This is a genomic window from Bacillus pumilus, assembly GCF_038738535.1.
Lineage (GTDB): Bacteria > Bacillota > Bacilli > Bacillales > Bacillaceae > Bacillus.
Genome location: NZ_CP046128.1, coordinates 1,295,506 through 1,321,531, shown reverse-complemented (window position 1 = coordinate 1,321,531; position 26,026 = coordinate 1,295,506). Strand labels below are relative to the sequence as shown.

At 40.7% G+C, this 26,026-nt stretch carries 27 protein-coding genes; 8 read left to right on the top strand and 19 right to left on the bottom strand.

Annotated elements, in window-relative coordinates; translation table 11 throughout:
* Positions 1 to 55: 55 nt before the first annotated feature.
* From GKC25_RS06510 to fadH, 11 genes are all read right to left on the bottom strand, one after another.
* Positions 56 to 514, bottom strand: coding sequence for a flavodoxin (locus GKC25_RS06510; protein WP_034662756.1), 459 nt, complete (start codon positions 512 to 514; stop codon positions 56 to 58).
* A gap of 16 nt (positions 515 to 530) precedes the next feature.
* On the bottom strand, positions 531 to 1,424 hold the full coding sequence (locus GKC25_RS06505; RefSeq protein ID WP_034662759.1) for a WD40/YVTN/BNR-like repeat-containing protein: 894 nt from the start codon (positions 1,422 to 1,424) through the stop codon (positions 531 to 533).
* Positions 1,414 to 1,890, bottom strand: a complete 477-nt coding sequence (locus GKC25_RS06500; RefSeq protein WP_095285088.1) for a flavodoxin — start codon at positions 1,888 to 1,890, stop codon at positions 1,414 to 1,416. Before GKC25_RS06500 ends, GKC25_RS06505 begins: the two co-directional genes overlap by 11 nt.
* A 122-nt stretch (positions 1,891 to 2,012) precedes the next feature.
* Positions 2,013 to 2,894 (bottom strand): LysR family transcriptional regulator, encoded by an 882-nt coding sequence (locus tag GKC25_RS06495; protein WP_003211236.1) that lies wholly within the window; start codon positions 2,892 to 2,894, stop codon positions 2,013 to 2,015.
* Between the two features lie 96 nt (positions 2,895 to 2,990).
* On the bottom strand, positions 2,991 to 3,434 hold the full coding sequence (cbpB, locus tag GKC25_RS06490) for a cyclic-di-AMP-binding protein CbpB (protein WP_187704476.1): 444 nt from the start codon (positions 3,432 to 3,434) through the stop codon (positions 2,991 to 2,993).
* A 145-nt stretch (positions 3,435 to 3,579) separates the two neighbouring features.
* Positions 3,580 to 3,771, bottom strand: coding sequence for an antirepressor AbbA (gene abbA / locus GKC25_RS06485; RefSeq protein ID WP_003210802.1), 192 nt, complete (start codon positions 3,769 to 3,771; stop codon positions 3,580 to 3,582).
* A gap of 149 nt (positions 3,772 to 3,920) precedes the next feature.
* The gene (locus GKC25_RS06480; protein ID WP_034662766.1) at positions 3,921 to 4,436 is read right to left on the bottom strand and encodes a ribonuclease H-like YkuK family protein; all 516 of its coding nucleotides are present in this window, start codon (positions 4,434 to 4,436) and stop codon (positions 3,921 to 3,923) included.
* 145 nt (positions 4,437 to 4,581) lie between these two features.
* Positions 4,582 to 4,824, bottom strand: a complete 243-nt coding sequence (locus GKC25_RS06475; protein WP_003212254.1) for a YkuJ family protein — start codon at positions 4,822 to 4,824, stop codon at positions 4,582 to 4,584.
* Between the two features lie 184 nt (positions 4,825 to 5,008).
* A complete protein-coding gene (locus tag GKC25_RS06470; protein ID WP_003210823.1) occupies positions 5,009 to 5,905 on the bottom strand; it encodes a manganese catalase family protein in 897 nt (298 codons plus the stop codon).
* Positions 5,906 to 6,165: 260 nt separating this feature from the next.
* The gene (locus GKC25_RS06465) at positions 6,166 to 7,386 is read right to left on the bottom strand and encodes an EAL domain-containing protein (protein WP_095285090.1); all 1,221 of its coding nucleotides are present in this window, start codon (positions 7,384 to 7,386) and stop codon (positions 6,166 to 6,168) included.
* Between the two features lie 64 nt (positions 7,387 to 7,450).
* Positions 7,451 to 8,215 (bottom strand): 2,4-dienoyl-CoA reductase, encoded by a 765-nt coding sequence (gene fadH, locus GKC25_RS06460; RefSeq protein ID WP_034662771.1) that lies wholly within the window; start codon positions 8,213 to 8,215, stop codon positions 7,451 to 7,453.
* A gap of 137 nt (positions 8,216 to 8,352) precedes the next feature.
* Between fadH and GKC25_RS06455 the strand changes: the two genes are divergently transcribed.
* From GKC25_RS06455 to GKC25_RS06435, 5 genes are all read left to right on the top strand, one after another.
* Complete coding sequence (locus GKC25_RS06455; protein ID WP_106037805.1) at positions 8,353 to 9,210, top strand: metallophosphoesterase; 858 nt, start codon at positions 8,353 to 8,355, stop codon at positions 9,208 to 9,210.
* 156 nt (positions 9,211 to 9,366) lie between these two features.
* The gene (locus GKC25_RS06450) at positions 9,367 to 9,864 is read left to right on the top strand and encodes a L,D-transpeptidase family protein (RefSeq protein WP_187704475.1); all 498 of its coding nucleotides are present in this window, start codon (positions 9,367 to 9,369) and stop codon (positions 9,862 to 9,864) included.
* Between the two features lie 73 nt (positions 9,865 to 9,937).
* Positions 9,938 to 11,215: an MFS transporter gene (locus tag GKC25_RS06445; protein WP_034662784.1), complete on the top strand. Its 1,278-nt coding sequence runs from the start codon at positions 9,938 to 9,940 to the stop codon at positions 11,213 to 11,215.
* A 320-nt stretch (positions 11,216 to 11,535) separates the two neighbouring features.
* Positions 11,536 to 11,751, top strand: coding sequence for a hypothetical protein (locus GKC25_RS06440; protein ID WP_003211341.1), 216 nt, complete (start codon positions 11,536 to 11,538; stop codon positions 11,749 to 11,751).
* A 716-nt stretch (positions 11,752 to 12,467) separates the two neighbouring features.
* Complete coding sequence (locus GKC25_RS06435) at positions 12,468 to 12,929, top strand: YkyB family protein (RefSeq protein WP_012009774.1); 462 nt, start codon at positions 12,468 to 12,470, stop codon at positions 12,927 to 12,929.
* A gap of 33 nt (positions 12,930 to 12,962) precedes the next feature.
* On the opposite strand, the gene GKC25_RS06430 is transcribed toward GKC25_RS06435, so the two are convergent.
* The 3 genes from GKC25_RS06430 to GKC25_RS06420 form a co-directional block, all read right to left on the bottom strand.
* Complete coding sequence (locus GKC25_RS06430) at positions 12,963 to 13,871, bottom strand: chemotaxis protein (RefSeq protein WP_034662787.1); 909 nt, start codon at positions 13,869 to 13,871, stop codon at positions 12,963 to 12,965.
* 73 nt (positions 13,872 to 13,944) lie between these two features.
* The gene (locus GKC25_RS06425) at positions 13,945 to 15,255 is read right to left on the bottom strand and encodes an MFS transporter (RefSeq protein WP_170938378.1); all 1,311 of its coding nucleotides are present in this window, start codon (positions 15,253 to 15,255) and stop codon (positions 13,945 to 13,947) included.
* A 125-nt stretch (positions 15,256 to 15,380) separates the two neighbouring features.
* A complete protein-coding gene (locus GKC25_RS06420; RefSeq protein ID WP_034662790.1) occupies positions 15,381 to 15,920 on the bottom strand; it encodes an RDD family protein in 540 nt (179 codons plus the stop codon).
* A 301-nt stretch (positions 15,921 to 16,221) separates the two neighbouring features.
* Between GKC25_RS06420 and GKC25_RS06415 the strand changes: the two genes are divergently transcribed.
* On the top strand, positions 16,222 to 16,374 hold the full coding sequence (locus GKC25_RS06415; RefSeq protein WP_187704474.1) for a hypothetical protein: 153 nt from the start codon (positions 16,222 to 16,224) through the stop codon (positions 16,372 to 16,374).
* 61 nt (positions 16,375 to 16,435) lie between these two features.
* On the opposite strand, the gene GKC25_RS06410 is transcribed toward GKC25_RS06415, so the two are convergent.
* Positions 16,436 to 17,320 (bottom strand): cation diffusion facilitator family transporter, encoded by an 885-nt coding sequence (locus GKC25_RS06410; RefSeq protein WP_034662794.1) that lies wholly within the window; start codon positions 17,318 to 17,320, stop codon positions 16,436 to 16,438.
* A 292-nt stretch (positions 17,321 to 17,612) separates the two neighbouring features.
* Here GKC25_RS06410 and GKC25_RS06405 point away from each other — a divergent pair, with 292 nt between their 5' ends.
* Positions 17,613 to 18,782, top strand: coding sequence for an aminotransferase A (locus tag GKC25_RS06405; protein ID WP_106037807.1), 1,170 nt, complete (start codon positions 17,613 to 17,615; stop codon positions 18,780 to 18,782).
* A 25-nt stretch (positions 18,783 to 18,807) separates the two neighbouring features.
* Here the strand turns inward: GKC25_RS06405 and GKC25_RS06400 are convergent, their stop codons facing one another.
* Together GKC25_RS06400 and GKC25_RS06395 are read right to left on the bottom strand one after the other, a co-directional pair.
* Positions 18,808 to 20,637 carry a PAS domain-containing sensor histidine kinase gene (locus tag GKC25_RS06400; RefSeq protein WP_034662800.1) on the bottom strand — a complete coding sequence of 610 codons (1,830 nt, stop codon included), beginning with the start codon at positions 20,635 to 20,637 and terminating at the stop codon, positions 18,808 to 18,810.
* Between the two features lie 155 nt (positions 20,638 to 20,792).
* Positions 20,793 to 22,919 (bottom strand): peptidoglycan D,D-transpeptidase FtsI family protein, encoded by a 2,127-nt coding sequence (locus GKC25_RS06395; protein WP_095285084.1) that lies wholly within the window; start codon positions 22,917 to 22,919, stop codon positions 20,793 to 20,795.
* A 336-nt stretch (positions 22,920 to 23,255) separates the two neighbouring features.
* On the opposite strand from GKC25_RS06395, the gene GKC25_RS06390 reads away from it, so the two are divergent.
* Complete coding sequence (locus GKC25_RS06390) at positions 23,256 to 24,056, top strand: CAP domain-containing protein (protein WP_034662807.1); 801 nt, start codon at positions 23,256 to 23,258, stop codon at positions 24,054 to 24,056.
* Positions 24,057 to 24,294: 238 nt separating this feature from the next.
* Here the strand turns inward: GKC25_RS06390 and GKC25_RS06385 are convergent, their stop codons facing one another.
* Together GKC25_RS06385 and GKC25_RS06380 are read right to left on the bottom strand one after the other, a co-directional pair.
* On the bottom strand, positions 24,295 to 25,167 hold the full coding sequence (locus GKC25_RS06385; protein ID WP_034662811.1) for an NAD(P)-dependent oxidoreductase: 873 nt from the start codon (positions 25,165 to 25,167) through the stop codon (positions 24,295 to 24,297).
* Between the two features lie 13 nt (positions 25,168 to 25,180).
* Positions 25,181 to 25,966 (bottom strand): SDR family oxidoreductase, encoded by a 786-nt coding sequence (locus GKC25_RS06380; protein WP_034662815.1) that lies wholly within the window; start codon positions 25,964 to 25,966, stop codon positions 25,181 to 25,183.
* Positions 25,967 to 26,026 lie beyond the last annotated feature (60 nt).

Genomic DNA, 26,026 nt, shown 5'->3' with positions numbered 1-26,026 from the left:
TAATGACAAGTGAAAGAGTTGACTCTTCAATGGAAAATAAAACAAGCGGGACCGATTACCCCGCTTCCTGCTGGTGAAGATGAACAAATTGTTTGCCAAAAGAAATCAATTTCTCTTCTTCTTCTCCTTCTGGATTCAGCTCAATCTTGACTGATGGCAAGACAATGTCACCGCCAAGTTCCTTCACTTTTTCTTCGATTAGGTCAACAGCTCCGCAAAAATGCTCATAAGATGTATCCCCAGAACCGAATACAGCAAATGCTTTTCCCGTTAAATCAAGCTCTTCCATTTCTTCATATAAATCAATAAAATCATCAGGAAGGTCACCATCTCCCCATGTGTACGCACCTAACATAATGTGCGTGTAATCATTGAGAAGCTCTGCATCAATATCCATCGCTTCATGCCGGTCCACGCTAGCTCCCGCTTCTGTTATTCCTTTTTCAATTAAATCTGCCATCGCTTCTGTATTCCCAGACATCGTGGCATACACCAATAAAACCTTTTCTGTCACTTTTTCTTCCTCCTTATCAATGAATCAATGCCGGCTCCTCATATGGCCTCACAAACTTGCTTTCATATAAACCAGCACAGAAAAAGTTTTCATTTTGATTGGCTACACGAAAACCGTGTCCTTTGATCGTATCAAACCATTTGAGCTCTTTTTGCTCAATATCAAGCTGATACACTTTAGAAAATCCGTGTTCGTCTTGTGAGGTGGTCACATATACAATGCCATTATCCTCTGACACATCCAAAAATGATTCCTCTCTAGCAAAGGCCTGTGATTGAATATCATGCAGCATATTTGTATGTAAATCTAAAATTTGAACAGACCCCTTTTTTCCTTTTTTTGATCCTAATGCGCAAACAAGAAGATGTTCCTGACAGAGCAGCATAGAAGCTGTCATCCGGTGCTCCTCTCTGTTTAGGAGGAAAACCTGCTCACTCTCCAAGTCATACATCCATATTCCTCCGTGAACCTCATGAATCTGTGTTCCAATATAAAGGTGATCACCTGCAGCACATAAAGAACGAATAACAGGCGGGTGGTTCACATGAGCAAATGGCTTCATAATTTCCCAGGAAATCCCGAAATCATTTGACACATAAATACTATGTTTTCCATGTGCACACACAAACCCGTCTTTGCGTCCTGTAATAGACCAAACGACTGCATTTGTTGGAAATGATGATAGCGCCCATGTATTGCCTTCATCTCCTGATCTAATCACTGTGCCATTTTCACCAACACCGAATAAATAAGGTCCGATATAGCTGATGGCATGAATTTTATGCTTGAGCTTAAAGAGCTGCTGCCACCCGCTCTCCACACTGTAGTGAAAAATACCTTCACGTTTTACAGCGACAAAGTATCCACCATTTTTAGAAGCAGCAACAGCTGTCGCTCCTTTATGAAACATGATTTTCAACTCGTTTCTCAGACAAAGTGGCCCAAGTTAAGAAGCTCGTGGCAAATTCCTGACAGCACGCCACATCCTCATCTGTATCTGGCGCAAGCTCCATTTTCAATGTCTCAGGAAATACGGATGCCCCGGTTGATTTGAGCATGTTATGAAATGTATGGACAGCCTCACAAAACTTCGGGTAGCTGTAATCTCCAGATCCGAACACAGCTGCTTTGATGTCACTTAGTTCAAGCGTAGAGACCTCTTCATAAAAGTCCTCAGCTTCATAAGGTAAATCACCATCACCCCATGTATAAGAACCGATGAACACATAATCGTATGAAGAAAGGTCCTCTGCGCTTGTATCATCAAATTCCATCATCTCTGTGTCTATCCCTTTTCCTTCAAGTGTTTGCTTTATGATTGCTGCCATATCTTCTGTATTACCAGACATACTCGCAAATGCAATTAGTGCTTTCATCTATCGGTCACCTCATCTAAATGATAATCATTTTCAATTATTATATGTACACTTTAAATGATAATGATTTTCATTGTCAAATGATTTCATAAAAAAAGCACCTTCCTCTTCCAAGAAGGTACTTACACCGCATCACTTTCAAGCATTTCTTTGACCACACCGACAAATGCTTGCACCTGTTTTAATTGAAAAGAAGCTTCATAGCCTAGCAGCCATGTGTCACGTCCGATTTGCTCTCCATTCACGTCAACAAGCGGTGTTTTATGAACACTTTTTTCGTGGTCATATAAGGTGACTGAAGGCAAAATGGCGTAGCCGATGCCGTGGTAGGCCATTTGTTTACATGTCTCAATCTGGTCCACTAGAATCGTCTGCTTTGGAGACACTTTAAATTTTTGGTGCCACCAGTGCTGGATTTCCTGATAATACGTGCTGTCGCTTTTAAATTGAATAAACGGGCGTTCTGTCTCGATTAACTCGTCCACGTCTTTGATGACAGAATCGACTAAATATAAATGATCTGTCATCAAATATTCCTTTGTTCCCTTCCAATCAGGGTTTCCGCGAATAATCCCAATGTGCACGTGGTCCTCGTATAAGCTTTTGAGCATTTCACTACTCCAGCCGGTCACAAGTGATACCTTCGCATTTGGGTATTTTTCGACATACCGCTTTAACACTTTCGGCAGCCAGTGCTGTCCAATAATGGATGCAACCGCAAGCTTTAGTGTACCGTGAATTTCCCCTTCAAGTTCATCGATTCGTTCTCTCACTCGATCTTGCTCAACCGTCACCTCTTTTGCAAATTGAATGATCTGTTCACCTGCCGAAGTCACGGTGAGCCCTTTCTGAGAACGAAAAAAGATTTTGGTTCCCCACTCCTTTTCGATCGTCTGCAATCTTTGGGATAAAGCAGGCTGAGAGACAAAGAGCCGCTCCGAAGCCTTTCTCATATTCAATTCTTCACTAAGCACAACAAGCATATGTAACTCCTGAAGCTGCATGGGCGTCCCCTTTCTCTCTATAAGATTTTCTTATTCCATATGGTCATTATATAAATTATAGCTTATGAAGGCAAAAAAAATAAGCTGGGCTTCAGCTCATTTTTTCGCGGCATAAATCACTTCATTTAAGCGCTTTAATACAACACGTCGTGTAAATATTCCTTCAAAGACTTGCTCCTCATTTTCTACACAAACAAATCCATTATTCGTCACAGCGTGAACGCCTTTTAGCACAGGGTCCGTTGTTTTAAGTCTTGGAATATCAGTCAGCATGACCTCTTCTACCTTCAGTTGGTCCAGCTTTTCGAATTCAATTCGTTCTAAACCAAAGATCTTATCCATGATCATATTCGTTCCAATTAACCCATGCAGATGATAAGAAGGATCTAAAACCGGGATGGCTGTATATCCTGTTTTTGTTAGGACCAATAAGGCATGCTCAAGGTTATTTCCAATTTGAACATGTGCCACTTTATCTGCATCAATCATATGCTCGGCTATTGTTGACTCAAGCAATTGAGTTGGTTCTATCTCTATCATGTTTCTTCGACCCCTTTTCTCTCGATCATCAATCATACATTCCCCTTTATCATTAAGCTAAACTAAAACGAAATTTGTCGAAAGATTTTTTCTGCATAAAAAAGATACTCAGCTCCCGAGTATCTAATAGAATGTTAAATCAATATTAATTCTCAAACCTTACTCTGTCATACAATGTGATCAATTGCTTATACGTATTGTCATCGACATTTTTTGTTCCACATTCTATATCATTGATCTCACTGCTTAGTAATTCGACAGCATATTCCTGATTCAGCAATACGTTTAATAATAGCTTTTTCTCTTCTTCATTAAAACGATTTTCGATGACGCTCATCCAACATCAGGCCCCCTGTTTCATATATGCTTTTATATTGATTAGCAGGCTTTTGAATGTCTGCTTCCTCTCTATACAGCTAGAATAAGGAACTAGAATCGAATCGTCAACCGCACGTTTCGACAAGGTTTGGAGAAAAATGACGGAATTTATTTTGTGTATCGATTGGCATAGCAAAATGCTGCGTATGAGTCGGGTTTTATTTTAGCTTCAATTCCCATAGCTGTGATCATTCCGGTCATTTCCTGGATCAGCTCTTTCGTACTTCCTTTTTTGCCAATATCTAGATGGGCTTCAAAACGGAGGTCTGCCCCTTCCTCAGCAAACGGAAGAAGCAAATCCATCAGTTCTGTTAAAGGTCCCTCAAGGATGTCTGCACATACCTTTTGGCTAAACGCTGTCTCTAATGAAATTTTTTCTCTAAGACTTTGCACAGGCCTGCTGATCACTTGTTGTGTGAGGCAGCCCCAAGCCCCTTTGCCAATCCGGTGGAGATGAATTGCAGTCATAAATCTTGTGACATTTTGATTGACCTGAGAGTCCGTACCAATTGATAACACATAGGCGGATCTAGGGTCTTTTCGAATAAAGTCTTTCATTCTCATGACGACATCAGAAAACGCTAAATAATCTTCAGAAAGATTGTAGTAAAAAGAATCACTCACAGAAAGGAACTCCTTTTTAATGGTCTCTTATCCGAAATATGCGCTGATTGATCATCTTCCATTTGTACACCGCCAATAATGACACATGTATATTGCCGCAAATAAACGAAGGAATCCTTAGAAAAAACATTTCATACGATTCAGCTTAGGATTGTAGAAGCTCAAAAATCTCAATCGAAATCATATCAATGTTGTCAAATGGGAAAGTATTTGGCTTATCCCCTTGTTGAAAAACAGTCAATTCAAACGTTTGATTCTTTTCGAAATACTTAACACTACAGATTTTCTCACCGTTCACTTCGAAATAACGCTGTGCCGGTTCGTTTGCAGCTTCTGCTGTCTCTTGAAGACTTTGCAGCCTTGTAATGATACCCATTAATTGTGACATTCTAAAAAAAGACTCCTTTCAAAAAAACAACTCAAGATGAACCCGTATTGATTATACACAAGTCCTACAAAGCATCATACCATAAAGTGTTCTCAGATGATATTTTTCCTCTTGAATTCAAAAAAAGAAAAAGAATCTGTTTTTTTAGTTTGAGTCTTTTTTCTGATCTCATGCACCATGTTTTTTATAAACCCGCAGATCTCATCAGCCGTTTGGCAATTTCGTCAAAATCCTCTTTGGAAATGCCTGGGGCAAACTCTTCCGGTAATTCTCTATAATCTGGCACAGGTGCTCCTTGAGGCGTACCCTCAATCACTGTGAGCGGCTTTCCATCAATCGGATGGCTGCCTTTCCAAATCTTATTAATGTCCTTGTAATCCGTATCACTAAATGTGTACAGTTTTGTATGAACATTTTGGTCTTCAAATTTCCTCGCTGAATCAAAGTATTTGTTGTCGAGGTTTGGGATCGGCAGCATCTTTCCTACATCTACTCCTGTGGCTACCTCAAGCGCCTTTGCATATGCCACAACATGCACACCGCCTCGCACAAGTAAATAACCGATCATCTCTCTTGCTGTAGGATGATCTGTCATTTCATATACGCGCATTTTGTGCGTACGAGCTCCGCATTCAAGGAAGAAGTTATGAAGGAGGTCAAGAATCAGGTTGCCGCTTGAGAACACATTCTCTCCGGTCCAAGGTTTTGCCATGGAATCAAACGGATAGCCTGTTTGAGCCGTTTGAATAAAATGCTGTGTATTTCGTTTATCGACAGCCGCTTTCATCGGTGTCGTATCTGGATCTCCGCCATGAGTGGTCCCTGTAATCATAAGATTCACAGCTGTGGTAACAAGTTCTACATGACCGAATTCTTCAGCCGTAATACTGGATACGAGGTCATAAAACGGTTTGAGCTTTCGTTTTCCTCTAAAGTTAAAGGATTGAAACATGTAATTATTTAATGTGGACATTTCACCGAATTTTCCGCCGAGTAATTCTTGCACAGCAGCAGCACCATTTGCATCTGGGTGATCTGGTCTTGGCAAATCAATCAGCAGCCGCTTGTCGCGTTTGATCATGACGTTCCCTCCTACCGTCTAACTATCATCACTTAAGATGTATGGAGGGATTGGGATGTCCTATGCATGAGGGGAAGATGAAAAGCACAAAAAAAACTTGGCGGGGGTAGCGCCAAGTTTTTTGGATCTTGATCTGATAGAGGGGTTGGGGAACAGAGAGTAGCTTCTCTCTATAACTAAATGATAATGATTATCAGTTTCATTGTCAACCATTTTTTATTTCTTTTTTCTATTAAAAAAAACAGCCTAAACGGCTGCTTTTAAATTAATCCATCTTGCTCATATAAATAGGCATACGGAAGGTCTATAAACAAATACATGTCTCCCTCTAACGGATAAGAAAACGTACGTATCCTCTCACCGGTTTCTAAATCGCTGTAAATATCACTGAAAAATCCTTTCCCGCTCATTCTCATTTGGAGAATATTCGCTAGGAAATAAGGGCGCCAGCTCCAGTTTTTCTCGATATATTCAGGCTGAAACAGCCATTCTTTTTCTTTTTTAAACACATTTCCAGTGATTTGAAAGCCTTCTTCATTACACATATAAATCCGAAAGCTGCAATCCGTTAATTCTAATGCCAGCTTTTGTATAAGTTCATCATTTGTGCTGCATGATTTTTTTAAGGTCGTGACCGCTTGATGAATTCGCTTATAAAATGTTTCAGAATGTTCGTAGACAGTTTGAAGTTTCTTTTTCTCATGGGCAATAAATTGCTGGAATTCTTCTCTAAGCTGATCTTTTCGTTTATTGCGGTCGATTAATTCCGCCGCAGGCTCGTGAAGATAGAACCCTTGAAAATATCTGCCGCCATTTCTCCAAGCATACTGCAGCTGGAAATTTGCTTCAATGTCTTCATAAATTAAAGCCGCCCCTATTTTTCTCGCAAGCAATGAAATACTGTACAAGACATATTCATAGGAAGGAGAAGGAGCCGATGCCCTTAATGCGTGTAAATCTATTTTTAATAGATCGGGTGAGAGCAAGGCAATCCGGTCAAGATTGCTGCTTTCTTTTCCTATATTCGATATGGCGATTTTAATACCATATGTACGAAAATACGTTAACGTATGGTAAAGCTGTTCAATATCGCCGCTAAACGTATGCTCTGTAAATTCGATAACAAACCGATTAAGCTGAATGCCCCTTGCTTCATATTCCTTCAAAAGTTCTAAAAAGCTTTCACCATGATCAAGCATCAGGATATTGGCATCATGATTAATAAAAATGAGCAAATCATCATCTGCTGTTGTGAAAAGATCGAGTGCTTGCGTCAGTACTTTATGATCTACTTCCACTTTATATTCGTCAGGAATAGATGAATCCGTAAAGAAGGAGCCTAGGCTAACTGTTTCAGACTCAAGCTTCATTCTTCCTAAAATTTCATAGCCTATCACTTTTTGCTCTTCCGCACTGAATATGGCTTGATAGTGCGGGAAAACATCTTCAATATTCGTTAAAATATCCAATGGATCGACCATTTTCATCACCTGCTTCTCTCTTTGTGTGATTATAACACATCAAAAGCAGGTCTTACATCGTCATTCAAAATGGGGATTGGTTAAGCCATTGACCCCCATCCATTGTGATACAATCTCCATTTATATATGAAGCTTGCTCAGATAATAAAAAGCTCGCAAGCTCTGCAATTTCCTCTGGTGTACCCAGTCTGCCAAGAGGAACACTATCTAATGTTCTTTGCGCTGCCTCTTCCGATTCCCACAGTTTATCCGCACCGCCTGTTCTCTCGATTGGTCCTGGTGCGATGGCATTGACGCGAATTCGATATTGCTTTCCCCACTCCACTGCAAGCGTTCGAGTCAGAGATAAAACACCTGCCTTTGCTGCCGCTGAATGCGCCACACCTACACCAGCACCCCATGCATAGGTAGCCACCATATTGATCATACTTCCCCTTTTCTTTTGACGAATCCAGTAATTGCCCACTGCATGACTGCAAAAAAATGTTCCATTTAATACAATATCAATGACAGCCTTCCAGCCGTTAGGAGACAGTTTTTCTGCTGGAACCAAAAAGTTTCCTGCAGCATTGTTAATCAGAGCGTCCACATCACCAAATGTATCTACCGCAAACTTGACCATTTGATCTGCATCCTCTGGGTTTCGCACATCCATTTGGAAGTAAGCGATCGAGCCGCCATTCTGCTTTATTTCATTTGCCGCCTTTTCTAACGTTTCTTCCGTTCTTCCAGTAATCACGACATTCCAGCCTCCGTGTGCCAAATGGGCAGCCATCGCCTTCCCCATTCCGCTTGATCCCCCTGTGACAATCACTGTTTGTTTCGTCATTTGTTCTCCCCCTCTGTGGTTTTGAATGACTATTCATTCATTATTTTCTATCATATCATGATTGACCCTAGATGCACCATATGGGAGATTCATCAAATATGATGCTATACTTAATTTTATTTATAAAGGAGTCTTATATGAAGCAACTTTCTCGGAGACAGTTTTTAAAAGGAGCAGCTGGCGCGAGCATTCTCGGTTTTTTAGCTACAACATGTGGATACGGATATGCCAGATACATCGAACCACGCATGATCGATACCGTGTCACTGACCATTCAGGATGCTCAGCTTCCAGCTTCATTTGACCAGTTTAAAATCGCTCAATTTAGTGATGTTCATTTAAGTGATACATTTCCTGCGAAAGAATTAGAATCCGTCGTCCAGCAAATCAACGCTGAGTCTCCAGACCTCATTGTGTTCACAGGTGACCTCGTTGATTTTCAAGCATCGATTGAAGAGCATGAAAAAGCGAAAGCATATTTGACCAAGCTCCATGCCCCGTTTGGTAAGCTCGCGATATGCGGAAATCATGACTACGGACCATTTGGCATTGATCTTTATGAGCAAACGATGAAAGCTTGCGGTTTTACAATATGTAAAAATGATGTGTTTCAATTAGAAAAAGAAGGGGCGCATATTCAGATTGCTACATTGGATGACCTGATGATGAGTGTGCCCGATTATGACCTGATTAAGCGGGAAGTATCCTCTGATTTATTTACGTTACTGCTCGTACATGAGCCTGATGCAGCATTGGAGTTAAATACAACTCCCATTAACTTGCAGCTTTCTGGACATACCCATGGCGGACAGGTGCAGCTTCCTTTCTATGGCCCCATTCTCTCAGCACCTTACGGCCATACATATGTGGAAGGTTTATACGGAAGTTATCAGCACCGAATCTATGTCAACCGCGGACTTGGGACAACAAGACTGCCGCTTCGATTTTTAGCCAAACCTGAATTAACCTTTTTCACCCTCTCCTCTCGCATTTAGACAGAAGCCAAACCGCTCCTATTTGCATATGTATAATCAAAGATCTTTCTCATGACAAATGTTAGGAGAAACCTTCCTTAGCCTGATTCCGTCAATATATAGATCAAGTGATGGGCATCATGGCTTCTTTTATTTGAGCAAAAGGAGTGTACTTTGGTGCTGCGATATACGGTGAAAAATGGAGAAACCCTTGCTTCTATAGCGCTTGATTTCCGAACAACAACAGATGCCTTAAAGGCTGCAAATCCGTCACTTCAAGGTCAAGAGCCGGTACAAAATGAGGTCATCATCATTCCTGGTCTGCCCGATCCTAATACGATCCCTTACCGCATCTCTGTTTCGATTTCAAGCAAACGTCTCGTATTGTTTTCTGGATCACAGCTTATTCGGTCGTATCCGATTGCAACAGGAAGAATTTTAAATATGACACCGACAGGTTCTTATTATATTGTCAACAGACAGCCAAACCCAGGAGGTCCCTTTGGCGCCTATTGGCTGAGCCTCTCGAAAGTTCATTACGGCATCCACGGTACGAATAACCCGTCTTCAATTGGTAAAGCTGTGTCTAGGGGATGCATTCGTATGTATAATCAGAATGTCATCGAACTTGCTTCAATCGTTCCAAATGGAACACCTGTGACCATTAGCCAGTAGGAGAAATTAATTGTATGAATGCTTAAAATTTTATATGATATAAAGTGGGATCTTCAGGTTAAGGAGCGTATTTATGGATATTTTTAAAAACAGAAATTTTGTTCGTCTCTTTTTTGCAGCACTTGCTTCGCAAATGGGGACAACAGTAGGCAATATGGCGTTTGCCTTTTATTTGCTCGATCATTTTAGTCATCAGCCCGCCTATGCCACATTAGCAGAGCTCATGTATTCACTTCCAACGATCTTTGTCTTTTTTATGGTTGGTGTAGTAGCAGATCGTTTTGATCGTAAAAAAGTCGCAGAGAATTGCGATTGGATACGAGCTGGGCTGACGATTGTTTTATTCATTGTGATTTATTTCAATTCACTTCCACTTATTTTCTTGATCTTGTTTATACGAAGTGCCATTACGAAGTTCTTCTATCCTGCTGAAGCCTCTCTCGTTCAGGCGATTTTAAATAAAGATCAATATGCCAAAGCCGCTGGCTTAAATCAAATGCTGTTTAGTTTATTCATGGTATTTGGTGTTGGAATCGGTGCTATTATGTATAAGACAATTGGACTTCACGGTGCCATTACCATTGATTTGATCAGTTTTATTGTTTCAGGCATCCTGATTCGTTCATGTAACATTCCAATTGAAGCACGTCAGCCAAATGGACAAGCAGGCTGGAGAGGCATGACCATTAAAACGTCTCTAAAAGATTTTAAAGAAGGCATTCTTTACATTATAAAAAATAAATTATTGGCTTCTTTAATTTTTGGCTTTTTTGTTTTTGGTCTAGTCAATGGCGCATTTGCTGTACTTCCGATGTTTACAATGAAATATGGCCTTTCACCGGACCATTTTGAACTGCATACATCCTTCTTTACAATCGCGATCGGTGCAGGCCTGCTTGTTGGCAGCTTAATGGGCTCTGTTCTCGCTAAAAAAGTAAAGATGCAATATCTCATGTCGCTTCCAATATTGGTTGCAGGCATACTGATTTTTGTACTTGGTTCCACCCATACACTATGGTTGTTTTATGTCACATCATTTGTCATTGGTACATGTATTGGCCCGGTCAACATTGTCATTGGCGGCTGGCTGCCGAGAATCGTCCATCCTCGTCTGATGGGACGTGTGTCAGGATGGGTTGATCCACTTACCATGTTTGCTCAATCCATGACATTAGGTCTGATTGCGGTACTATTTCCAAAACTCATTACAAACGTTTCTTATATTTATTACGGAATGGGCGTTATTATTTTACTCGTTTTCCTTTTTTACTTCATTACACTGCCGAAGTTCAGCAGAGAAGCTGCCGACTTAGACGTGCAGCGAGAACTAAAAGGCCAGGGAGCGCAATAATTGAACAGGAAAAAGGGCTTTCTTTAAAAGGAAGTCCTTTTTTTCATAGCTGAAACGCCCTACGACGTTATTTACTCTGTTGATTGAAGCTATTTGAAGCAACAACAACCAATAGAGGAGTCAACATGCCCTTCAATCGATCCTTTCTTCTCTTTTAACTTTTACCTCTTACATCCATTCTATCAATCCCTTTCATTATTTAGCCTTTATTTCTTTTTTTCAAAAAACAGGAACGTGTATAAAATTGCAAAAATTTTTATAAAATTTCTTTACATCTTTGGAAGTTTTATAGTAGGATAGTCAGGTTGGAGGTGAGGGGTATGCTAAAAAGTTATTATTTTATTCATACAAAAGATGATCAAGGACAGTATGTTGTACATACAGAAGATTGTGCATTTTTAGGTGATGCTGCAAGCCGTAAATTGATTGGTCTGCACATGAGTGGCGAGAGCGCCATTGATGAAGCTAAACAAATGACGAATGAAACTGATTTTAATGGTTGCTTCTATTGCGCTTATTCAAGTCATAAGAAATAGACCATGTTGTTAAACCATATGTTCGACATGTTGTCAGGCATATGGTAAAGTTTCAGACGCAATATGTAAAAATGAATCCAAATTGAGAAACTACCCATTTATTTAAAATAGGTAGTTATCATGAACTAATAGTTCACTTCATATATATTTCATTCAGTCAATTCTTCTGCCCTTCTTGCAATGAACGTCTCTTCTCCTTTGCCCACCAATGACACCGTCAGCAATGGATTTGCCAACATTATCGAAAAAGTGCTTCTTCAAGATATCGCTCGTGCAAGTCAGCTACCGCTCTGTATGCTGCAGATCCTTCAATTAAAGAAGTTTATAGAAGTTACCTCCTCATTATGTGAAAGTTCAACAAAGCCTCATCCTGCTTCAAAAAACGGACTTCAATACAGAAATTGCTTACCAATGCAGCTTCAACTATGCTTAAAAGAATGAATATACAACACCTTTAGCATATAGAAAATGAAATGCGCCGCATTCTTTCCACCTGAAACAGATAGAAGAAAAATCATAGTGAATAGATGCTGTGTCTTTGCTGATCATTCTGCCATTTTTATATTCAACCACGTTTTAGAACCCTCCTGAATGGCTATTGTAGATAAGAGAGCTAGGAATCCTATCGCTTTTACAATAACTCTATTTGCAATTTACTAATAAAAACGTATAATTTATACTAAGCACAGGAAGACGAAAGACAAAGGAGAGAAAAAATGGACGATTATGCTCATACTAAAGACATAGAACCTACAGCAGAAAACATCGCAAAAGCCATTTATACCGTTAACCGCCATGCTAAAACCGCACCAAATCCCAAGTTTCTTTATCTTTTGAAAAAACGTGCGCTGCAAAAACTATTGCAAGAAGGTAAAGGAAGAAAAGTGGGCCTACATTTCTCTAACAATCCCAAATATAGTCAACAACAGTCCGACGTGCTGATTGAAATTGGAGATTATTATTTTCACCTGCCACCAACCAAAGAAGACTTCGAATTTTTGCCACACTTAGGAAATTTAAATCAATCATATCGCAATCCGAAAGCGAATATGTCATTAAACCGAGCAAAGCAACTACTTCAAACGTATGTCGGTTTAAAAGAAAAACCTACCGCCACAAAACAAAAATCACATTACACAAAGCCCGTCTTCAAACGACTCGGGGAAAGTTATTTTTAAACAAAAAACCACTCATGCCGAGTGGTTTTTTGTTTAGATAATAAAGTGATCGACTTTTTCAATCAGCTGATGAATTTCTGGTTTACTAATTTGATCATCTGCACCGATTGTTTCCCCTTTATGCCGCAAATCTTCAGTGATTAACGAAGAGAAGATGAGAATCGGAATGGAACTCGTTAAAGGATTTTCCTTCAACAGTTTCGTTAATCGGTGACCATCCATTTTTGGCATTTCAATATCCGTAATAATCATATCAATTTCTTCTGTCACACTGATTCCTTTGCTGACAAGGTCCATGACGTGGTCATATGCCTGTTTGCCATCTTCAAAGGTCACAATGTTTTTATAGCCTGCTTCGGTTAATTCATTTGTTAATAAACGCATGAGAAGCGGAGAGTCTTCAACGACATAAAGCTTCTTCCCTGTTCTTCTCTCGTCTTTCTCACCGTCAAACATATGATACGTTTCTACTCCAGAAGCGGATTCAATATCATAAATGATTTTCTCATAATCTGGAAGGAAAATCATTTTTTCATCCAGCTTAATGATGCCCGTTAAATGACGGTCCATCCCTTGATTGAGTGCAGTTGGCTTTTCAATTTCTTCCCAGCTGACGCGGTGAATTTGTGATACCGTTCCTGTATGGAACACAAATTTCCGTTGGTTGAATTCAGTCACAATATATTTCTCTTGTTCTGACTGATCTGACTCGACATTAAAAAAGGAAAATAGATTGATGACTGGTAAAATCTCGCCTCGTAAACTAATCATCCCTTCTACATCTTGATGAGAGTGCGGTACAACCGTCACCTCAACCGGCTGAATGATTTCTCTTACTTTCATGACGTTAATGCCAAATTGATTTGAACCAATTTCAAACTTCACAATTTCCAATTCATTGGTACCAGAGTCAAGTAAAATTTCTTGTTTGTTTAAAGCCACGGAAATCCCTCTATTCTTCAATATAAGATTGTACTTTTTATATCGGCAGCATAGGTAAAAAGTTGACGTTTCTTTACGCTTTCTCTCGTACGAATTGATGAATCACAAGTCCTATCGCTGCAAGAATGAGTAAAGACCCTAGTGCAAGACGGCTTGCGAGATTTCCGTGCTCTGCAAACAGCAGAGTGACTGAGCCATAAATGATGGGTCCAATAATGGAAGACACCTTCCCTGAGAATGCAAAGAGACCAAAGAACTGTCCTCTCTTTTCCTTAGGTGTCAGCTCAATTATCAATATTCGTGATGCCCCCCAGCTTGCGCCGAGTGAAATTCCGAATAAACTGCCGGCCACCCAGAAAACCCATTCCGTTGTGGCTGTCACAGCCAAAATCAGGGCCACGATCAAAATCACATACACGACTGTAATCGAGCGCTTTGCCCCAATCGCCTTTGTGATATATCCAAATAGAAAGGAGCCAATGATACTTGAAATGGTCGACACCAGATAAAGCAGAATAAATTGCCCAGCGGTAAAGCCAATGATGATTTTGGCATAAACAGCCATCATCGCAATCGCTGTCTGTAAGGCATCATTCATAAAAAAGAAAGCAATCATAAAGATAAAAGCCGGCTTGTATTGCTTCATCTCTTTAAACGTGCGAATAATTTCTTTATACCCGCTGAAAAATGACGCCTTTTTCTCTTGCTGCGGCAGCGGATGAGGGTCTTTTACAAAAAAGAGAAAGGGCAGGAAAAAGAGAAAGAATAAAAGCGCTGTCGGAATAAATGCTTCATGAAATTGGTCATTGCCAACAAGTAAATAAACTGAGAGACCGACAAGTGTCCCTAAATAACCAACGGCAATGCCAAACCCAGAAATAAGCGGTATTTCATCCTTTGTCCCAAGATCGGGCAGAATGGTGTCATAAAACACTAGGCTCGAGTGATAGAAAAATTTTGCGATCACAAACAAGGTGACCACTACTAATAAGGAGACAGGCAGCCCAAACCATTCGCTTGAGAAATCAATTCCAGCAAAGATCCCCATCAAAAACGTACAAGATATACATATTAAAGTAAACACTGTGATGTAGCGCTTCTTTTTTCCTGTACGATCGATCAGAACCCCGTATAATGGTGTAAAAATGACGAGAAAAATGCTGGCTAGTGCGTTTGCATAAGAAATAAACGTACTGGCGATCTGATCCATTCTCGCACTGTCTCCAATCGTTTCCTGCAAGTAGAACGGGAAGAAAATGGTGATCATATTGGATGAAAATATCGTATTTGCAAAGTCATACAATGCCCAGGCCAAAACGGGTGCTGTCAAAAACAACCCGAAGCCTGCCCCTTTTTTCTGCATGGTCTTTTTTCCTGTTCTCAATCGTTTGTCTCCCTTCCCTGCCTGATTTTTCACTATCATTCTATTTTATGTCATGCTTCCCTCTTCCATACAAGCAATCTATACAAAAAGCACCCCTTACTATTGAGCAGAGGTGCTTTTTTTCTTTATTTCTTCACAACAATCGTACTTGCAATTAAATCGTGAAGCGCTTGTTTTTTCTCTGTGAAAAAGGCAATGATGTACCCAATACATAAGATTGGAGACAAAAAGACTTTTGCAAAAAAGCGGCCAGTTGCTCGTCCGAATGTTATTTTTTCGCCCGTTACTTTTGTCACTTTGATCCCAAGAGCCATCTTACCAAGAGTTCCTTGCAGTTTTGATGCTTCCATAATAGCGTAATAAAGCCATGTCAACACGATACCGATTAAGATCGATGCTACGTAGAAAAAGATAAGTCCCATAATGACAGCCCATTCTTCATCCGTCATGACGGTTGTGGAATAGTAATAGCTGTCATCCTCTAGCATAAATGCTGCCTCTGGGCTTGAGACAAAAAAGAGTGTGAACAAAATAAACATGATGAAGGCATAAGGAACACTGATAATGACGCCGTCCAAAAGGTGGGCAAGAAAGCGGTAGCCCACGCCTGCTAGCTCAGGATGCTTCTTTTCTTGAATGTGTGGTTCTGTTATGTTTGTTTCCATCCTATTTCTCCTTTATTATGTATGTTTTCTATAAATTTCTTATAATCATTCGTTATTATATCTTATGAATATAGTAAGATCAATGGAGCTGTTAACTTTTACATATATTTTAGATCAGTTTGTTCTTAATGTTTTATGTGAATAAATACTGAAAATTTGTGAAAATCATGGCACTTCTAGTTCTTTTACCTCCTGATTTTTTAACATTTTGTGATATTTTCGTCTTGTTTCCATTCTGCTGTTGACAACCGCTCTTCACATGGTACAATAGTCAAGGATTTTTTAAAGAAAGGTGTTCATGATGGGAACTGTCGTACTATTAAAGAACAACGAAATAACTGTAATTGAAGATATTTGCGAAGCTGATTTTTTGGACATGAAGCATGATTTGTCAAATGATGACGCAGCTTATATCTCTTGGTATGAAGATTACGATACTGCTTATGGATATTGATTTCATTTCATAGATGAAGCGTAAAAAAGGCGATACAACCTAAGTTGGTTGATCGCCTTTTTTACGTTTGTGATGTTCTTTCACTTTCAGGCTCTACATGAATAAAGATTTGTGCATGCGGAAATTCTTGCTGAATCTTCTCTTCAATTCGATCACATAATTGGTGAACATCTTCAATCGTTGTCTTGCCATCTACAATCAAATGGAAATCAATATATTCCTCTGCACCGGATCGTCTTGTTCGAAAGTCATGATATTCGATGAACTCTTGACTGAATCCTTGAATGATTGCTTCTATCGATTGTTCTTCCTCGGGTGTTAGCCGGGCGTCTACAAGCGGCGGGAAGGCTTCTTTCATGAGTTTAAATGCTTCACGCATAATAAAGAGAGCGAGTATCATTCCAATGATCGGATCTAAGAAATACCAATCGGTTAATGCTACAAGCAATAAACTGAATGCGACCCCTAGTGACGTATACACATCTGTTAACAGGTGCAATGCATTCGATTTCATGGCAACAGAATGCACTCGCTCCGCCTCTTTGTTCACAACCTTCGATACTATAAAATTGATGAGCGCGCCTATCAGCATCACCACAATGCCAAGCACAGGCAGCTTGACTGGCTCTGGGTGCATTAATTTGTGAACACATTCGTATATGATCCAAATGCCGGCAACGAAAATCAGCAAGGTCTCAATCGTTCCTGAAATATTTTCGACTTTTCCATGTCCATAAGGATGTTTAGAATCTGCTGGCTTTCTTGAAATACGAACAGAGATAAATGCAATAAAAGATGCCATTAAATCGAGAAAAGAATGAATGGCTTCTGATAAAACCGCAACAGATCCAGTCAACAGCCCCACAATGATTTTTAAGATGACAACAAATGTGTTACTCATCACGGATAGAAACGCGATTTTCGATGTCTTCGCTGATTGTTCCATCTATCGTCCTCCTTTAGGAGATCGTATGTCTATAAAAGCAATTCCCATGACCTGATTCTCACGTTCTTTCAGTTTACACAGTTGTGACGTTTTCTAATCCTGTTCACCGCAGCCTGTATTTTCTAGTGAGGTTACGCTATAATAAATGTTGCTCTTTCTTCAATATATCACTCATGCTGTGATGAATAGGAGAATAGACTACAGATAATGATATCCAGTGCCTTTCGCGGGTGACATTTATGCAGTGAATGGTAAAATAGGATAAAAACATAAATTTTTAAGGTGATGAGAAATGGAGCATTTGCTGAATCCAAGAGTAAAGGATATTGAAATTTCAGGCATTCGAACATTTTCAAATCTCGTATCGTCATATGAGGATGTCGTTTCTTTGACGATAGGCCAGCCCGATTTTTATACGCCGCATCATGTCAAAACAGCTGCCAAAGCAGCCATTGACGAGAATTTCACCTCGTACACTCATAATGCTGGTTTCCTAGAGCTAAGACAAGCGATCCAGCACTACATCAAGAAGAAAGTCAATCTTGATTATGATGCAGAGTCAGAAATCATTGTGACGACAGGTGCAAGTCAAGCGATTGATGCTGCGTTTCGAACCATTTTGTCAGAGGGTGACGAGGTCATTTTACCTGGACCTGTCTACCCTGGCTATGAACCGATCATTCGAATGTGCGGCGGGAAGCCCGTACATATCGACACAACGAATGCTGGCTTTAAATTAAATGCCAAACTGATTGAGGATGCATTAACGGAAAAGACAAAGTGTGTTGTACTTCCTTATCCTTCGAATCCAACTGGTGTCACGCTTTCGGAAGAAGAATTGAAAGAGATTGCCCAGCTCCTTGAAGGAAAAGACATCTTTATTTTATCAGACGAAATCTATAGCGAGCTGACATTTGACCGGCCGCATCATTCAATTGCCTCTTTCTTAAAGGAACAGACCATTGTGATTAACGGACTGTCTAAATCTCATAGCATGACCGGTTGGAGAATTGGCTTTTTATTTGCTTCAGCTCCAATTGCTAAACATGTATTAAAAGTACATCAATATAACGTGTCTTGTGCCTCGGCTGTCTCACAAAAGGCGGCACTTGAAGCTGTGACAAATGGTGTGGATGATGCACTCATCATGAGAGAGCAATATAAGAAAAGACTCGATTATGTATATGATCGGCTCATTTCAATGGGGCTTCCGGTCATTAAGCCTTCTGGCGCTTTTTATATTTTTCCATCCATTGAATCGTTTGGGATGAGTTCCTTTGATTTTTGTATGGAGCTGTTAGAAAGTACAAGACTTGCGGTTGTACCAGGGTCTGCTTTCTCTCCACTCGGCGAAGGGTATGTGCGTCTGTCCTATGCTTATTCACTTGAAACACTGAAAGAAGGACTTGACCGCCTAGAACAATTCGTCCTTGAAAAACGTTCCATTCATTTCACAGACTGAAACAACGGCTCTCTTGCCGTTGTTTTTATTTTGCAGGAAACATGATGTGAAATACGGTGCCCTTTTCGGGATGACTATCCACACGGATCGTCCCGTTGTGATTTTCTAAAATATTAAATGTCACCATGAGGCCAAGTCCAGTGCCTTTTTCCTTTGTCGTTAAAAAGGGCTCTCCTATTCGCTTCATGACCGATTCAGGAATGCCGACCCCTTCATCACGAATGGTAACGAGAATCCCATCTCTTTCTGCTTTGGCCGTAATGTCAACCTTACCTCCGTCCGGCATGGATTCGACGGCATTTTTGATTAAATTGATAAACACCTGCTTGAGCTGATTTTGATCCCCGTTCATCAGGAGATCCTCTTCTATCTCACTTGTGTTCATTAAAATACCATTTAAGTTCGCTTGTGTCTCTAATAGAGCCGTGACTTCGCTGATGATTTTTTTCAAATCAAGTGTCTGCATCGATGCCGTTTGCTGCGGTTTTGCCAGCATGAGCAACTCGCTTAATATAATCTCTATCCGGCTCAGCTCAGAGAAAACAATCTCGAAATATTGATCGCGATCTTTTGTTTTCGGTTTAATGAGCTGCAAAAAGCCTTTGATAGCGGTCAATGGGTTCCTGATTTCATGTGCAATGCCAGCTGCCAATTGACCTGCGATCGATAATTTTTCAGATCGGAGCATGAGCTCTTCTGTCTGCTTACGTTCCGATATATCTCTTAAAATAATTTGAACGGCTGTTTCCCCAAAGAATGTGGTTGGGATACACACCATTTCAGTATAAATCAGCTTGTGTTTAAATGTATGACAGCTCATCGTGACAATCTCGGAATCTGATGCTCTTTCAATAATACGCGACAAGCTCTTTTTCACTTTTTGCTGGTCACAGGAATGGATCTGGTGGAAAATATCCTTTCCTATTAATTTATCGTAATGCTCGGCTTCAAATAATTTAATGCCTGATTCATTCATAAACACCCATTTATGATCATGAATGACCGCAATCGTATCAATGGAGTTTTGGATGAGCAGCTGATACCGCTCCCGGCTTTTTTGAAGAACGGTTTGGAATTTCTTACGGGATGAGATGTCTACTAACAGCAAAAGCTCTGCCTGCTGATTTTGATAGATCGTAGGTGATGACTTCACTTCGATATGAATGCTGCTTCCATCTTTCCGCTTCCAAATCTGTTCAATCATTCCGACTGGAAGACCTTGCTGCAGCCTCGTAATTCGGCTTCTCACAATGTCATGGTACTCCTCAGCAATAAAGTCAAATGCAGATTTGCCGATCATGTCATCTCTTGTACATACCCCCATTAATTGAAGCATCGCATCATTCGCATAAACAATTTCCCCTAATATCGTAATACACAACGGATTTGGCAGCATGGCAATCAATTGTTCAGCTTCACTGACATGTTGGAAAGCCGGCAGACTGCCTAACGACTGTTCTGACACTTCTGATGTTGTTTGAAATGCTGCTTTTTGCGGTTCAGCGTCCAGCACCCTCATTTTTAGGATCATTTCTCTACTTAATTCGCTGTCTAACTCATCACAAGCAACAAAATCAATACTTGCTTCAATCCATACAGCTGTTAGATCACTTCTAAGCAGCCTAAAGTGGCAAATCTCTAGCATGTGCTGATTGTAGAAATAACTCTCGACGAGAAATTGATCTTCGGTATGAACATAGTCTTTCAAAAAACACCCTAGTAAATCCTTTTGTTCATAGAGCAAAAGCTGCTTACAGTTAGAAGAAATGTAGAGAAAGCGGCCATTAGAAGAAAGAACGGCATGTAAATCGATATTCGAATAAAGCTGATTCGAATCTTTCATTTTTTGTTCCATCGTCGTCCGACCCTCCTTTTCATTTTTTAGGGTTGTCCTTAGATTGATGTATAAAAAAGATTCGCTAGAAAACCCGTATTTTCCTTCCGTCATCGAGGGAAACGTCCATATTTTCAACAAAAAAGAGCACATTCTCTTGCTGTGCTCTCTGCTGTTTACTGCTTTTCATATTTCTTTTGTAATTCAACGTACTTATCAATAATTTTACTTGGGATGGTTTTAATGACGGAATCTTTATCTGAGACATAAGGTGTCACGACACTAAAAGCCACCTTCGGATTGGACGACGGATAATATCCCCCAAAGGTTAAATTGTATGTGGGATTTCCCCACCAGCTGCGGTTGGCACCATAGTAAAAGGTTTGGGCCGTCCCTGTTTTTCCAGCGACATCATGCTGACCAAAGCGGCCAGCGGCAGTACCGCCGGTCGATGTGACCATTTTCAGCCCCATTTTGACGCGGTCAATATCTGCTTTCGAGTTGTTAATCGTGTTCAGCACCTTCGGCTCATATTTTTTCACGACTGGGCCTACTTCATCCTTCTTCGTTGGAAGGTGAACGCTTTTCACCACTCTTGGCTGAACGCGATTTCCTCCATTGGCGATCGTCGACATGTACTGGGCAACTTGAAGCGGTGTATACGTGTCATACTGGCCAATTGCTTCATCGAGCAAAAGTCCGCCGACCGTCTTAGGATGTGTCTGCATCCCGCTTGATTCCTGCGGCAGGTCGATCCCTGTTTTTACGCCAAGACCGAATTGCGCATAATAGTTTCTCATTTTTTGCAGGTGCTCAGGTCTTGCCGGTAACGGACCATCCTTTTGATAGGTGATGCCCGCCATTCTCATCGCTACTTGGAACATGTAGACGTTGGAACTTTTTTGGAGAGCCTGAAGGTCATTGACCCATCCAAGAACTTTGTAAGACTGTTTCGGCTTTCCATTACTTCCTGCAAAATAAAGCGGTGTATCCATATAGGATTGGTTGTGTGACATCCCGTCCTGATAACCGCCAAGTACTGTGGCTCCTTTGACAACAGAGCCCATTTCGTACTGGGTCGTAAATGTTCCGATGGCATAATCTGTGACGTCTCTGCCATCCATTTTCTTGCCAGACATTGCGAGAACATCCCCAGTGTTAGGGTCCATCATCACGACAAATGCGCGGTCCATCATATAGTTTCTCGCACTAGCGGATCTAAGCTCTGATTCGACGATCTTGTCGACTTCCTTTTGCAGCTCCATATCAAATGTCAGTGCAAGATCAAGTCCTCTTCGTCCCTCTGTCCGCTTGATTTCATCGAGCAGCTTCCCGCCAACCTGTGTATATTGAACAGTCGCTTTCTCTGGATTCAGAAAATCTTCGTATTGATACTCTAAATAGCTCTTCCCTACCCGGTCATTTCGCGAGTAGCCTCTTGCCATATAGTAATCTTCACGCTCTTTTATAATGCCTTGCTCTGGTGTGGTCACACCGCCAAGTACATTATAAAGGGTCTTTTCATACGGATATTTTCTTGTCCAATCATTGATGACATTTACACCATGCAGTTCATCCAGATGCTCTGACACAAGTGAAATCTCTTCATATGTCAAACTCACGGATGATGTCTGCTTTGACTCTTTTGTTTCATCGAGTAAAGCAACTTTTTCGTCCCCTTTTTTCTCTTCATTTGGGTCCATTGCTTTCACGATTTGAGGCTCAAAGGCATATCCGCCTGTAAATCTACGATAGATCGCTGCAACTGCTTTTTCCTCTGCATCCTTTTCGATCGCCTTGACTTCTTTCTTAGGCACACGCTCTACTTGAAGCGGATAGACATCCTTTGCTTTAAGATCCTTTTTCTCTGCTTTTGAAATGAGCTTATCCGCTTCTTTCGGATGGCTCGCCAGCCAAAAATCTCGAATGTCACGCTCTCTCAAAAAATCAGTATCCATTTTTATATAAGTCGCAAGTTTTCTTGCTACCTTAATCTTATCCTTCGCTTTCACACCGCTTTCTGATGTATAAACGATGGCAGGTACACTTTCGTTATCAACGACGACTCTTCCTCTCGCGTCATACATTTTTCCTCTTGGGGACGGGTATGATGCTGTTTTGACCTCTGTTCGGTTTGCTTGCTTTTTATAATCCTCACCATTGACGATCTGCAGCACACCAAGCTTGATCACAAGTCCAGCAAATAAACTAAAGACAGCGAAGAAAAAGAGATTAATCCTCCAGGCGTTCCGGCGCTTGATTTTTTTCTGCTCGGCACTACCTTGATGCTGTTTCTCTCCCACTTATGTAGCTCCTCTCATCCTTTCAATCTTTTACAATTACCACTCATTATTGTAACACTTTTGTAATAGTTGTTACAGCGAAACAAGTGAAAAAAAGCTGTCAATCCCTATTATGCAAAAAAATATACTAACACTTTAAAATATTGGTATGTTTATGTCGTTTTCTTTAAATGGAAGAATTCCCTATCCTTTGATATGAGGCGGCTTTTTTTATGACTTTAACAAAAATGACAAACAGGCATTGTCAATGGAGGATGCTGGTACGTTTATAACAAAAAGTCCATGTTATGATTTTCTGTGAGAAAACAAAACAAAGATTTTAGGAGGAGTTACAATATGAAGAAGAAATCATTCTTTTTTTCAGCGCTAACGGCTGCTGCACTCATCACGTTCACTGGAGGACATTCAGCTGATGCGAAGGAGCTTAACCTGAAACAAGTGATACATGTACAGCATCAAACCATTGATCTTCATACATTAGCTGCAAAATTACATATCTCTTCAGATGTAAACAAGCTAAGCAAGTCGAATCAAAAAGAGATCGAAGCTCTTTTAAACAAGCTGATCAAAAGCGGTCAACCTGTTACTGGCACAAAAGTGGTGAAAGAAGTAAACAAAGCAAAAAATGAACAAAAACAAGAATCAGTGAAAAAACCAACTGCTTCTAAACCAAGTACGCCAGCTAAACAAAACACAAACAACAATAACAATACAAAAGCTGACCAAAAAGACACAACGGCAGCAAAAGCAGATAGCAGCTTGAATGCATTTGAAAAAGAAGTCGTTGAGCTTACAAATAAAGAGCGTGCAAAACAAGGGTTAAAAGCACTTTCTGTTGATTCAAAACTAAGCAAATCTGCTCGCGCAAAATCTCAAGATATGAAAGATAAAAACTATTTCTCTCATACAAGCCCAACTTACGGATCTCCATTTGATCAAATGAAGCAATTCGGTATCACTTACAAAACAGCAGGTGAAAACATTGCCCAAGGTCAAAGATCTCCTCAAGAAGTTGTGACTGCATGGATGAACAGTGAAGGCCACAGAGCAAATATCTTAAACAAAAACTATACACATATCGGTGTTGGTTATGTGAAATCTGGCAACTACTGGACGCAGCAATTCATCGGAAAATAAGATATCTAAAAAACCTGTCCCTAAGTGGGACAGACCAGATTGTTGACAAAGGGCTAAAATGATCTTCATTTTAGCCTTTTGTCTTCTTTTCAGCGTGATAGAAAACCTTTGCAGCCCTAGGAAGGACGAGTACCGGAGCGGAGCGAATTTGACATTCGTGAGCACCGGCACGCAGGACTGACACCGAATGCGAGGGTTTGTCTACACGCTGACCTGTCTCTAAGTGGGACAGGTCTTTTTATTTTACCCATAATTTATATATACTCTGTGTGCCGCTGTTTTCTTCGCCCTGTTCGCTCAGCTTTTCATAAAGTGACTTTGCAAGCGCGAGTCCTGGCATTTCTTCTCCCATCAGTTCTGCTTCCTCAAGTGCAATGCCCATATCCTTGATAAAATGCTTCACGTAGAACCCTGGCTCGAAATCACCTTTCAGCATTCTTGGTGCAAGGTTTGACAAGGACCAGCTTCCTGCCGCGCCCGTTGTAATGCTTTTGAGCACATGCTCTGGATCAAGTCCTGATTTTTCGGCATAGGCCATGGCCTCTGCAACGCCTACCATACCTGCTGCGATCGCAATTTGGTTACACATTTTGGTATGCTGACCGCTTCCTGCAGGTCCTTGATATTGAATGTTTTCGCCCATTTGCTCAAATAAGGGCAGGCACGCTTCATAGGCTGATTTTTCTCCGCCAATCATAATCGCAAGCGTTCCATTTTTTGCCCCTACGTCTCCGCCAGAAACTGGTGCATCTAATGCAAACAACCCTTTTTCTTTTGCTTTCATTTCAATTTCTTTTGCCAGCTGAGGCTTCGATGTAGTCATATCAATCAGATAGGTACCAGGCGCAGCATGTGCCACAAGCCCTTCTTCACCTAAATAGATTTCTTCTACATCTGATGGATATCCTACCATTGTGATGACAGCATCTGCATGTTCTGCAATCTCCTTCACTTCCGGCTTCCATGATGCGCCTTTTTGAATGAGTGCATCTGCTTTCGCTTTTGTTCTTGTATAAACGAGAACTTCATATCCGGCATCCATTAAATGTCCTGCCATACTGCGTCCCATTACACCGATTCCAATAAAACCAACTGTTTTGATTTGTGTCATCACTTGTTCCTCCTTAAAGAGACTTTGTCAGTCCACCATCAATGATGAGTGTTTGACCTGTCATATATGTATTGGCTTCAGATAAAAGAAAAGCTGCATATGCTGCAAATTCCTCTGGCTGTCCGTAACGGCCAAGCGGAATCGCACGTTCAGCCTGTGCTTTGATTTCTTCAACTGTTTGGTGCTCTGCCTGTGCGCGGTGCTTGTCCAGCTGTTTGACGCGGTCTGTTTCAATTTTCCCTGGGGCTAACGTATTGATTAAAATGCCATCCTTTGCAAGCTCCTGAGCGGCTGTTTTTGTCCAGCCGGCAATAGCCGGTCTAAAAGTATTTGACAGCATCAAGCCTGGGATCGGTTCTTTCACTGACATAGACGCAATGTTTAGCACGCGTGCGCCGTGTTTTTTCAAATAAGGCAATGCCTCTTTTAATAATCGAATATAACTGAGTAAATGAAGCTGAAATGATTCCATCCAGTCTTCATCTATTAAGGTTTCAAGCGTCCCTGTTTTAGGCCCGCCTGTATTGTTCACAAGAATGTCTAGACACTTCTCATCACCAGCTGCCGCTTGAACTAGCGCCTTGATTTGCTGCGCGTCAGACACATCACATACTTGATAAGTCAGCTTTCCTTTTACAAGCGGAGATAATTCTTTGACTGTTTCTTTCAGCGTGTGCTCATGCCTTCCTGAAAGCATCACATCTGCTCCCTCTTTTGCTAGAGCAAAGGCAATGGCTTTTCCAATACCTTGACTGCTTGCAGCGACCAAGGCTTTTTTTCCAGATAGATTGACATCCATGTCAACACCTCCTCTACTCTTATTTTATCATACAAAAAGAACCTTGCTCACGTCGCAAGG

Coding starts and splice junctions, on each gene's coding strand:
- GKC25_RS06410 (WP_034662794.1), bottom strand. CDS start 17,320: ATGGAACAATCAGCGAAGACATCGAAAATCGCGTTTCTATCCGTGATG.
- GKC25_RS06420 (WP_034662790.1), bottom strand. CDS start 15,920: ATGGAAACAAACATAACAGAACCACACATTCAAGAAAAGAAGCATCCT.
- GKC25_RS06385 (WP_034662811.1), bottom strand. CDS start 25,167: ATGACACAAATCAAAACAGTTGGTTTTATTGGAATCGGTGTAATGGGA.
- GKC25_RS06440 (WP_003211341.1), top strand. CDS start 11,536: ATGCTAAAAAGTTATTATTTTATTCATACAAAAGATGATCAAGGACAG.
- GKC25_RS06505 (WP_034662759.1), bottom strand. CDS start 1,424: ATGTTTCATAAAGGAGCGACAGCTGTTGCTGCTTCTAAAAATGGTGGA.
- GKC25_RS06435 (WP_012009774.1), top strand. CDS start 12,468: ATGGACGATTATGCTCATACTAAAGACATAGAACCTACAGCAGAAAAC.
- GKC25_RS06455 (WP_106037805.1), top strand. CDS start 8,353: ATGAAGCAACTTTCTCGGAGACAGTTTTTAAAAGGAGCAGCTGGCGCG.
- GKC25_RS06400 (WP_034662800.1), bottom strand. CDS start 20,637: ATGGAACAAAAAATGAAAGATTCGAATCAGCTTTATTCGAATATCGAT.
- GKC25_RS06475 (WP_003212254.1), bottom strand. CDS start 4,824: ATGTCACAATTAATGGGTATCATTACAAGGCTGCAAAGTCTTCAAGAG.
- GKC25_RS06445 (WP_034662784.1), top strand. CDS start 9,938: ATGGATATTTTTAAAAACAGAAATTTTGTTCGTCTCTTTTTTGCAGCA.
- GKC25_RS06405 (WP_106037807.1), top strand. CDS start 17,613: ATGGAGCATTTGCTGAATCCAAGAGTAAAGGATATTGAAATTTCAGGC.
- GKC25_RS06380 (WP_034662815.1), bottom strand. CDS start 25,966: ATGGATGTCAATCTATCTGGAAAAAAAGCCTTGGTCGCTGCAAGCAGT.
- GKC25_RS06470 (WP_003210823.1), bottom strand. CDS start 5,905: ATGATCAAACGCGACAAGCGGCTGCTGATTGATTTGCCAAGACCAGAT.
- GKC25_RS06495 (WP_003211236.1), bottom strand. CDS start 2,894: ATGCAGCTTCAGGAGTTACATATGCTTGTTGTGCTTAGTGAAGAATTG.
- fadH (WP_034662771.1), bottom strand. CDS start 8,215: ATGACGAAACAAACAGTGATTGTCACAGGGGGATCAAGCGGAATGGGG.
- GKC25_RS06390 (WP_034662807.1), top strand. CDS start 23,256: ATGAAGAAGAAATCATTCTTTTTTTCAGCGCTAACGGCTGCTGCACTC.
- abbA (WP_003210802.1), bottom strand. CDS start 3,771: ATGAGCGTCATCGAAAATCGTTTTAATGAAGAAGAGAAAAAGCTATTA.
- GKC25_RS06415 (WP_187704474.1), top strand. CDS start 16,222: ATGGGAACTGTCGTACTATTAAAGAACAACGAAATAACTGTAATTGAA.
- cbpB (WP_187704476.1), bottom strand. CDS start 3,434: ATGATAGAGATAGAACCAACTCAATTGCTTGAGTCAACAATAGCCGAG.
- GKC25_RS06465 (WP_095285090.1), bottom strand. CDS start 7,386: ATGGTCGATCCATTGGATATTTTAACGAATATTGAAGATGTTTTCCCG.
- GKC25_RS06500 (WP_095285088.1), bottom strand. CDS start 1,890: ATGAAAGCACTAATTGCATTTGCGAGTATGTCTGGTAATACAGAAGAT.